We start from the raw sequence: 9262 nt of genomic DNA, 5'->3' as shown, positions 1-9262 counted from the left end.
TGCCCGATGTAATCCACCGCGCCGGCTTGCTGCAGGACGGCCACGTAGGTGACCACGCCGCTGATCAGCAGCACGGTCGACCAGCTGATGCCATCCACCGCGCCCTTCTGCGAGTTGGGCGAGAGCAGCGCCAACACCACCGCGACGGTGATCGAGACCAGACCGACGTTGAGGTTGTAGAACAGGGCGGCGATGCCCAGGCCCAGCAGGCCGATCAGGGTGAACACGCGCTCGCGGTTGATGCGCACGTCATCCAGTGCGTCCGGATCATTGGAGAGCGTGCCGCCACCGGCCGACACCAGCGCGCCATGGCCTTCGATCGCGAACTGACGCGAGGAAGCCTGGCTGCCCGCCACCAGCGGCGCGGTCGCCGTGGGCGCGCGGCGCATCAACGCCAGCCCACCGAAGGCGAAGAAGCAGATGATGCCCATCAGCAGGTTGAAGCCCAGACTGGTCAGGAACACGGCCATTTCCGTGACTTCCAGCCCCGCCTTCTGCACGACCTGGTTGGTGATGCCGCCATACACGCTGATCGGCGAGAAGCCGCCGGCCTGCGCGCCATGGATCACCAGCAGGCCCATCATCAGCGGGTTGATCCGGTACTGCTTGGCAAAGCGCAGCGCCACCGGGCCGATGATCGCCACGGCCGCAGGGCCGAGCGCACCGAAGGCGGTCAGCACCGCAGTGACCACGAACATCACCCACGGAATGGCGACGATGTGGCCGCGTACGGCCTTGACCGCCCAATGCACGAGCAGATCGATGGTGCCGTTCTTCTGCGCGATGGCGAACAGGTAGGTGATGCCGACCAGGGTCAGGAACAGGTCACCCGGGAAGCCGGCCAGGACCTCCTTGCCCTCCATCCCGACGAACAGGCCGCCGATGATGAAGGCCAGCGCGAAGGCGACGGCACCCATGTTGATGGGCAGGGCCGTGGCCACGATGAACATGATCACCAAGCCGATGATCGTTGCGATTTGCGGACTCATGCGCCCTCCCGAGACACTTGATACGCGTGCAGCATGATGGCGACCCGCCACCTGGGAACTGCCGGTGTTACACCTTCGGGTGGCCGCTCATGCGCGTGCGCATGCGGCGCCCACCCATTCCCGCACGCCCTCCAGCGTGCGGAAATCCTCCACCGAGCGTGCCTGCAGCTGCGGATGCAGCTCGCGCACCCGGCGGCTCAGCGCCGAGCCCGGGCCCAGCTCGAGAAATACCTTGCCGCCGCGTTCGACCGCCTGTTCCAGCACCTGCTGCCACTGCACGGTCTGTCCGATCTGCGCGGCCAGCGTGTGCACCACGCGCGCGACATCGCCCACGCTGCGTCCGTCGATGCCCGCCAGCAGGCGCAGTCGCGGTGCCTGCAGGGGGGTGTCACGCAGCACCCCCTCGAACGCCTGCGCGGCGCTTGCCAGCAGCGGCGTATGTGCAGCGACATCCACCGGCAGAGACACCGTGCGCGCGCCTTGACGGGCGGCAGCGGCGGCGACGGCCTCCAGTCCGGTGCGCAGGCCGCCCAGCACCACGTGGTCCGGGCCGTTGACGATGGCAACATGCACCGCTTGCCCGGCGCACAGTGCTGTGATCTGGGGGGCGTCCAGGCCGATCACCGCGATCAGGCCGGCATCGGCCGGCGAGGCGGCGTCCATCAGTGCGGCGCGGCGTGCGGCCAGGTGCAGGCAGGTCGCGCTGTCGATGCTGCCGACCACCGCATGCGCGGCCAGCTCACCGGCGCTGTAACCGGCAACCGCGGTAATCGTCGGCAACCGGTCACGCAACGCGGCCCAGTGCGCCAGCGCTGCGGCGCAGACCAAGGGTTGGGCGAACGTGTTGCGGAAGCGCACGTCCTCGGCGGCAAGTGCTTCCACCGGCGTGCCCAGTACGTCGCTGGCCTGCGCGAGGATGGGGCGTACCCGCGCGTCGTCCCGAACGCGCGCGAACATCGCCGGGTGTTGGCCGCCCTGGCCCGGGCAGAGCAGGACCAGGCTCATGCGCGCGCCTGCAGGTGCAGGAACCAGGTGCAGGCCAGCAGGTCGGCGCTGCCGCCCGGGCTGAGCCGACGTTGCTCGAAGGCGTGGCCGATGGCGCTGACGCGGTCGCGCCAAGCCGGGTGCTGGACACCGCCCTCCGCGAGAAAGCTGCGCGCCTGGTGCTGCGCGTACGCCAGCCCGGCTTCACCGCCACGGTGCAGCAGGTTCAGATCGACCACGTGGGCGATCAACGTCATCAGGGTTTCCACCTGCGCCGCCTCGGCGTCCCGGGTGGTGCGCAGCACACGCTGCAGGGTCGGCAGGGCCAGTTCCCGCAGCAGCGGGTAACCGGCGGCGGCCTGTTCGCGGACACCGGGTACGGCATGCCGGCGGCGGGCACGCTGGCCGGGACTCTCGGGGTTCAGCGGGGCGTCCAGCAGCGCCGATCGCCATTGGGCAACACCGCGACACACCGCATCGCCCGAGGGCGCGCGCACGCCGTTGGCGTGCAGGCGGGCAGACTTGGCGTGCAGGCGGGCAGACTGCGCGACCAGCAGCCCGAGGCTGAAGATCGCCCCGCGATGCGTGTTGATGCCGCCGGTGGCGCGCAGCATCGTGGCTTCGGCGGCGATGCCGAGCGAACGCAGGGCCTCGAACGGCGCATCGTTGCCGCCGGCCTGCGCGATGGCGACGAAGTAACCGCGCAGCGCGAACAGACTGCGCAGGAACGTGCCGGCATCCATGTCACTGTGGCTGCCGCGACTGAAGGGGGTGACCAGGCCGGGCTTGGGCGCGCAGGCGAGCTCGGCGTGCAGGCTCGCGATGGCCAAGCGGCCGAGACGACGCGCGTCGGCGGAGCAGGGTGCTGCGGTAGCAGGCACGGGCTGGCGAACGGCGTTCATGCGGCGACCTTCCAGGCGGCCAGCGCCTCGCGCGGCACCAGCCAGCACGCATCGTCACCCTTCACCATCAGGCGCCTTGCGCCGCTGGCGTACTCGCGCCAGTTGACCGCGCGATCGCCCGGGAAGCGCAGCTCACCGTCCAGGCGCGTGGGATGCTGCCGCTCACGCGGGTGCAGCACGGCGACGATCTCATCGGCCTGCCGGGTGTCGGCTACCTCCCAGAGCAGATCCAGATCGGATCCGTCGTGCAGGTAGGGCAGGCCGGTCAGGTGCTGCCATGCCGCGCTGCCGAACACGCGGGGGGCTGCGGGCAGGGTGGCCGTATCGGAGACAAGGCCGTGGAGTCGTTCACGCCATGCCGGGCCGATATCCGCGGCAACCTCGGCCAGCAGCGGCGGGGGTGCGCTGCGCAGGACGGCGGACGGATCAACGCGCAGCGACAGCCGCTGGCGCTGCTCGGCCAGTGGCAGCGGCACGCCCAGCCGCAGCTGGTCACCCTCACTGGCCGGGTCGCGCCGCGCCACCACGAACGGCAGTCGCGCCTGGGCCCACGCCCGCAGGCGCACCTCCGCGCCCGCGGTCAGCACCTGCCACGGTGCCTGCGGATCGAGCCAGACCAGGTCGTGCCGGCGCATGGTTCAGGCCTCGCCTGCGGCCACGGCAGCGGCGACATCGTCAGCCAACCGGCGGCCGCCGCGCTCGGCGCCACGTGCGCGGCGTTGATCGCCGGTGATGGGTGCCTTGAGCGCGTCCACCAGCGCCTGCGCGAGGTCGCCCTCCCAGACGGCCTCCACCGCGCCCATGCTGACGTAGTTCTCCACGCCCGGTGCGAACACCGGGGAGCTTTGGCTCAGTGCCTGCAATTTCTCCAGCGGTTGTTTGGTGACGCGGGCCATCGCGCGCAGGTCCATCACGCGCACCTGCGCTTCGGGCAGGGCGAAAATGCGGTCGGCCATCAACCCGAACGACAGGAAGCCGCCGCTCACGGACTCGCCATAGACCAGGCTGACCAGGGGAGCGCCGCGGCGGCGGGCCAGATCCAGCGTGCGGGCCAGATGCGCGAAGTAGCTGTTGATGCCGAGCATTTCATCGCGTCGCGCCAGCCGCTGGCCAGCGGTATCGACCAGCATCACGATCGGCCGTTGCGGATGCTCGCGGGTACTGGCGAGCACGGTAGCGGCCAGCGTCAGTGCGTGATCGACACCGACTTCCAGCTTGTTGGCGGTACCGATCACGGTGACCTCGCCCGCTGCAGTGGTGGCGGTGCCGCCCAGCACATCGTCGTTGCGGGTGATCGCGTGGCCGAGCGGGAACAGCGCGTCGAGCAGGGGGGTCAGTTCCATGGCAGGCTCCGGTCCTTGACCGCATCGAGGAAATCAGCGGTCTCCAGCAACGGCAGCTGTTCGGGATCGGCGATGCCCTGCAGGCGCCAGACGTCCAGGCCATCGCGGCAACTGCCGTAGGCGTCGATCCGCGCACCAAGCCGGGCGTGCGCCTGCTCGAGGGCCTGCAACGGGTCGTCGGCCTCGGTGTGGGCAGCCATCAGTGACGTTGCAGCGTCGCCGAACGCCTCGATGCGATCCGGCACCAGCTGCACGGCATCGCCGATCAGGTAGCGGTGTTTGCCACCGGTCACGCGCCACACCAGGGCGCGGTCGCGCGCATCGAACTCCTCCACCCCGCGCACGGTCTCGATCACTTCCGGGCCGGACAGCGACAGCCGGCCTTCCTCGGACATCACCACCGCCGTGCAGCACCGGGCGACGATGCCCATGCCACCGAACGCGCCGTTGCCGCTGCCGATCAGCGCGAACACCGGAATCCCGGCCGCGCGCGTGGCCAACACCGCGCGCATGATCTCGGAGATCGCGATCAGGCCGGCGTTGGCCTCATGCAGGCGCACGCCACCACTGTCGAGCAGCAGCAGCACCGCGTCCGGGCGCACCGCAACGGCACGTTCGAGCAGGCCGGTGAGCTTGGCGCCGTGCACTTCGCCCACGCCGCCGCCCATGAACTGGCCTTGCTGCGCGGCAATCAGGACACTGCGGCCGTTCAAACTGCCCGCGCCGACCACGATGCCGTCATCGAACGCGCCGGGCTGGTCGAGCTGGGCCAGGTGCGGACTGATGATGCGCCGGCCGGGGCCGACGAATTCGGTGAAGCTGCCGGTATCCAGCAAGCCGTGGATGCGCTCGCGGGCATCGGCCTCGTAGAAACTGTGACTGCTCACGACGGGTCTCCCTCCTGCAGCGTTTCCAGTGCCTGCTGCAGACGCAGGCTGACCACCGCCGGGGTGGCGCCGGCATCGTTGATCGACAGCCGCACGTTGCGCAGCGGATGGCGCGCGGCAAAATCGGCCAGCACGGCCTGCCAGATGGTGTCGAACCCGGTGGCCGAGGTGATCACCTCGATCTCCATCGCACCGTCCAGCGGGGTGGGTTCGATCAGCACTTCCAGATTGCCCGAGGCGACCACGCCGACCAGCGCGTGGTGATCGCGCTCGGAGAGATCATGCTGCCCGGGGAAGCGATAACGCAGGGTTTCCATGGCGTGCCCCTTACCAGTTGCGGAAGCGTTTGGGCGKGTTGTACAACCCGCCGGACCAGCGCACGAGATCCTTGACCGAGCGCGCCGCCAGCAGGTCGCGGCTGGCATCGCGGGTGCGGATGCCGAGGTCTTCGGGGCGGCGGATGATGCCGCGGTCGCGCAGGTTCTCGACCATGGCACGGTCGCGCCCCAGGCCGACCGCCGTGTAGCCGGCCACGCCGCGGATCGCCTGCTCGCGTTCCTCCGGGCTGCGGCACAGCAGCAGATTGGCGATGCCTTCTTCGGTCAGCACGTGGGTGACGTCATCGCCGTAGATCATCACCGGCGGCAGCGGCATGTTCGCGCGCTCGGCCAGGTCCCAGGCATCCAGACGGTCGACGAAGGCCGGCGCCATGTGCTCGCGGAAGGTCTCTACCATCTGCACCACCAGCTTGCGCCCGCGCGGCATCTGCCCGGGCAGGGCCGCTTCCTGGCCGGCCTTGAGCCAGGCCGGGCTGGCATGGCGACGGCCACGTGCATCCGAGCCCATGTTGGGCGCCCCACCGAAGCCGGCGATGCGGTYGCGGGTGGCGGTGGAACTGTTGCCCTGCAGATCGATCTGCAGCGTGGAGCCGATGAACATGTCGCACGCGTACAGGCCGGCGGTCTGCGAGAACGCGCGGTTGGAGCGCATGCTGCCGTCGCTGCCGGTGAAGAACACATCCGAGCGCGCCTGGATGTAGCGCTCCATGCCCAGCTCGGAGCCGAACGAATGCACCGACTGCACGAAGCCGGACTCGATCGCCGGGATCAGCGCCGGGTGCGGGTTGAGCGCCCAGTGCGTACCGATCTTGCCTTTCAACCCCAGCGATTCGGCATACGTGGGGAGCAACAGCTCGATCGCGGCGGTATCGAAGCCGATGCCGTGGTTGAGGCGCTGCACGCCGTACTCGGCGTAGATGCCCTTGATGGCCATCATCGCCATCAGCACCTGGATCTCGGAAATCTGGGCCGGGTCGCGGGTGAACAGCGGCTCGATGTAATTCGGGCGCGGCGCCTCGGTGACGAAGTTGACCCAATCGGCCGRGATATCCACGCGGGGGAGGGTGTCGACGATCTCGTTGACCTGGGCGATCACGATGCCCCCACGGAATGCGGTGGCTTCGACGATCACGGGGGTGTCTTCGGTGTTGGGGCCGGTGTAGAGGTTGCCGTGGCGGTCAGCGGCCTGGGCGGCGATCAACGCGACCTGCGGGGTGAGGTCGATGAAGTAGCGGCCGAAAAGTTCCAGATAGGTGTGGATCGCCCCGATCTCGATCCGGCCCTCGGCGACCAGGTTGGCCAGTCGTCCGCTCTGCGGACCGGAGAAGGAGAAGTCCAGGCGCTGTGCGATGCCGCGCTCGAAGACATCCAGATGCGAGGGCAGGGACAACACGGACTGGACCATGTGCAGGCCGTGGATCTCGGCCGGGTCGAGCTGGGCCAGGCACTCGGCGAGGAAATCAGCCTGCTTCTGGTTGTTGCCCTCCAGGCAGACCCGGTCGCTGGGTTCCAGCACGGTGTGCAGGAGTCGGGTGACCTCGGCATGGGGCACCTGGCGCCCAAGCCCGGCATCGGTGGCCCGCTGCAATCTTGCCTGGCGGCGATCCGCAAGCGTGTTCCAGTCTCGAGCCATAGGGCGCCTCTTCATAATTACGCTGTAATTACAAAGCTACCACCGCTATTTGGTGGGGGCAAGAGGGGCGCTGGCCCACCCCCAGCCCCCAGGATCCATGCATTGACCCAAAAATAGAGCCGCCCAAGGGCGGCTCCATTCCAGCACCAGCTCTAACTCATCCCATCACCAGCTGTAACTCATCCCCAGCTGGGCACTGGTCTGGTGGTACCCACTGGCCTGCTGCCGGGCCAACCCCGCCCAGGCTCCGAGCCCGTTGGCAAACTTCAGCGACKCACCGGCACTCACTTCCGCGCGGCTGCGCGGAATGCGCGCGTCCACGCGCTCGTCGTCCATCCACACCTGCGACTCGGCGCGGGTGTGCAGCCAATTGGCGGCGACGTACGGCTGCACATCGGCCGCGCCGTCGCCCCAACGCGTCACCCCGGACAAACGCAGACCCACGCGGCCATACAAGCCATCGGCATCCTGCGTGGTCACCACCGTGCCATTGGCCTCGGTGTGGCGCAGGTCGTCCCAGCGGTTGTAGCCCACCTGCAACTGCGGCTCCAGGAAGATCCCGCCGGCCTGTGCACCGCCCACGCGGAACGCGTAGCCGGTTTCAATCGCGCCCTGCCAGCCGCGGCTGTCGTAGCGTTCGGCGTCCAGCCCGACGCCTTCCACGCGGTTACGGAACTGCGCACGCTGCACCGAACCATCCACGTAGAAGCCGGCATACGGATCGACGTCATTGCCCGCCCGCCACGTACCGTACACCCCCAGCGCTTCGCCCTTGACCTTGCCGCGGGCGTAGTAGCCGGTAAGCGCATTGGTCGAGGTGCTGGTGGCATTGCCACTGGACAGCATCACGCCTACGCCGCTGCCCGCATCGTTGCGCCACACATCGGCGCCGACGCTGAGCGACTGGCTGTTGCCCTGCACATCCAGCTGCTGGCTCACCGCATCAAAGCCGGTACGCGAGCCATCCACCCGCGCCCAGGCGCGGCCGCTGTTCTGGCCGGCATGGCGGTCGTGGTAGCCCAGTCGGAACATGGATTGGGTGGCCTGCAGGTTGGCCAGGTAAGCCCCACCTTCCGGACGCAGCACCGGCACCGGCGGGTCGACCGGCGGATCCACCGGCGGGTCAACGGGGCCGCCGCAGCCGGGCAGGGTGGGATCGGTATCGCAGGGGTCCGGCGCCGTCGGCAGCTGCGAGCGCAGGTACCAGTTGCCTGCGTTCTTGAACAGGAAATATTCGTACTGCCCGCCCACGGCACGTCCGGCCAAGTCGAACTGGCCGTTGGAGGCACCGGCCACGGTGATCAGCTCGATGCCGTTGACCGTCTGCGCCCCGGCACCACCCACGTTGTTGACCCGCACGTTGGTCTGGCCACTGCTGTCGCCGCCGATGACCAGCTTGTCCGAGGCGGCATCGTCGCCGGCCAGCACGGTGTTGAACAGCAGCGTGCCGCCGTTGCCGGTGTAGTTGCCGCTCACGGTCAGGGTGTTGAACGCGGTGCCGTTGCCCAGCGCGACTACACCGCCGGTCGCCGCGGTCAGCGTGTTGACGCTACTGTTGCCCGTGAGCTGCCAATAGCCGCCCTGATCGATGGTAGCGGCGTTGACGCCAGTGAAGCTGCCGTTGATACGACCGCCGTTGGAAAGGGTAACGTTGCCAACGCTGCCATCGGCGGCGACCAGGACGTTGCCATCCAGCACGCTGCCTTCCACGAAGAGGTTGGCCGTGGTGATGCGGTCGGTGGCAGACCCTTGCTCGACGGTGAGGATGTTGCCGTCACCGCCGCTGAGCGAGGCGCCGTTACGGACGAAAATGTCGGTGCTGGCGAGCAGGCCGGTCCCGTCGGAGCGGACGTTGATCGCGCTGCCCGCGGTGCCGACCACCGACGATCCGTCGATGATGACCGTGCCGTCGCCAGGCCTGGCGACGGCGAGTGAACTGGCGTGCAGAATGCTCAGGCCGTGCGCCTCTCCGCGGATGACCGAGCCGTTGAGCGCAGTCACCGCGCCGCCGAACGTGGTGATCGCACCGTCAAACTCAGTGCCCCCCGTCGCGGTGATGCTGGAATTGGAGAGCGTGATGGCGCTGCCGCTGCTCACGTTGGCCGCGCTCGCTATGCCGCTTATGGTGCTGTCAGTAAACGCGGCACTCGAACCCACGAGCGAACCTGTGTCCACGAGCAGTGAAA

Annotated in this window: 9 protein-coding genes; all 9 read right to left on the bottom strand. The window is 68.7% G+C overall.

Annotated features, from left to right (window positions below):
* Nucleotides 1-989 (bottom strand): SLC13 family permease (locus tag AC1DQP_RS12015; protein WP_478051666.1); only part of this gene is annotated, 989 nt, incomplete at its 3' end.
* Between the two features lie 87 nt (nt 990-1076).
* Nucleotides 1077-1994: a malonate decarboxylase subunit epsilon gene (mdcH, locus tag AC1DQP_RS12010; RefSeq protein ID WP_457319339.1), complete on the bottom strand. Its 918-nt coding sequence runs from the start codon at nt 1992-1994 to the stop codon at nt 1077-1079.
* Complete coding sequence (gene mdcB / locus AC1DQP_RS12005; protein WP_457319340.1) at nt 1991-2875, bottom strand: triphosphoribosyl-dephospho-CoA synthase MdcB; 885 nt, start codon at nt 2873-2875, stop codon at nt 1991-1993. The genes mdcH and mdcB overlap by 4 nt, the downstream gene beginning before the upstream one ends.
* Nucleotides 2872-3510 carry a malonate decarboxylase holo-[acyl-carrier-protein] synthase gene (gene mdcG / locus AC1DQP_RS12000; protein ID WP_457319341.1) on the bottom strand — a complete coding sequence of 213 codons (639 nt, stop codon included), beginning with the start codon at nt 3508-3510 and terminating at the stop codon, nt 2872-2874. Before mdcG ends, mdcB begins: the two co-directional genes overlap by 4 nt.
* Before the next feature lie 3 nt (nt 3511-3513).
* Nucleotides 3514-4218 (bottom strand): biotin-independent malonate decarboxylase subunit gamma, encoded by a 705-nt coding sequence (gene mdcE / locus AC1DQP_RS11995; protein WP_457319342.1) that lies wholly within the window; start codon nt 4216-4218, stop codon nt 3514-3516.
* Nucleotides 4209-5105 carry a biotin-independent malonate decarboxylase subunit beta gene (locus AC1DQP_RS11990; protein ID WP_256776749.1) on the bottom strand — a complete coding sequence of 299 codons (897 nt, stop codon included), beginning with the start codon at nt 5103-5105 and terminating at the stop codon, nt 4209-4211. Before AC1DQP_RS11990 ends, mdcE begins: the two co-directional genes overlap by 10 nt.
* Nucleotides 5102-5422, bottom strand: coding sequence for a malonate decarboxylase acyl carrier protein (gene mdcC, locus AC1DQP_RS11985; protein WP_457319344.1), 321 nt, complete (start codon nt 5420-5422; stop codon nt 5102-5104). Before mdcC ends, AC1DQP_RS11990 begins: the two co-directional genes overlap by 4 nt.
* Before the next feature lie 10 nt (nt 5423-5432).
* Nucleotides 5433-7076, bottom strand: coding sequence for a malonate decarboxylase subunit alpha (gene mdcA / locus AC1DQP_RS11980; RefSeq protein WP_478051665.1), 1644 nt, complete (start codon nt 7074-7076; stop codon nt 5433-5435).
* A 165-nt stretch (nt 7077-7241) separates the two neighbouring features.
* Nucleotides 7242-9173: an autotransporter family protein gene (locus tag AC1DQP_RS11975; protein WP_478051664.1), complete on the bottom strand. Its 1932-nt coding sequence runs from the start codon at nt 9171-9173 to the stop codon at nt 7242-7244.
* Nucleotides 9174-9262 lie beyond the last annotated feature (89 nt).

Source organism: Stenotrophomonas sp. P5_A8, assembly GCF_056400545.1.
This window is presented reverse-complemented; position numbering and strand designations above follow the sequence as displayed.

Excerpts from the sequence above, each read along its gene's own strand:
- mdcH (WP_457319339.1), bottom strand. The coding sequence starts at position 1,994 with ATGAGCCTGGTCCTGCTCTGCCCGGGCCAGGGCGGCCAACACCCGGCG.
- mdcB (WP_457319340.1), bottom strand. The coding sequence starts at position 2,875 with ATGAACGCCGTTCGCCAGCCCGTGCCTGCTACCGCAGCACCCTGCTCC.
- mdcG (WP_457319341.1), bottom strand. The coding sequence starts at position 3,510 with ATGCGCCGGCACGACCTGGTCTGGCTCGATCCGCAGGCACCGTGGCAG.
- mdcE (WP_457319342.1), bottom strand. The coding sequence starts at position 4,218 with ATGGAACTGACCCCCCTGCTCGACGCGCTGTTCCCGCTCGGCCACGCG.
- mdcC (WP_457319344.1), bottom strand. The coding sequence starts at position 5,422 with ATGGAAACCCTGCGTTATCGCTTCCCCGGGCAGCATGATCTCTCCGAG.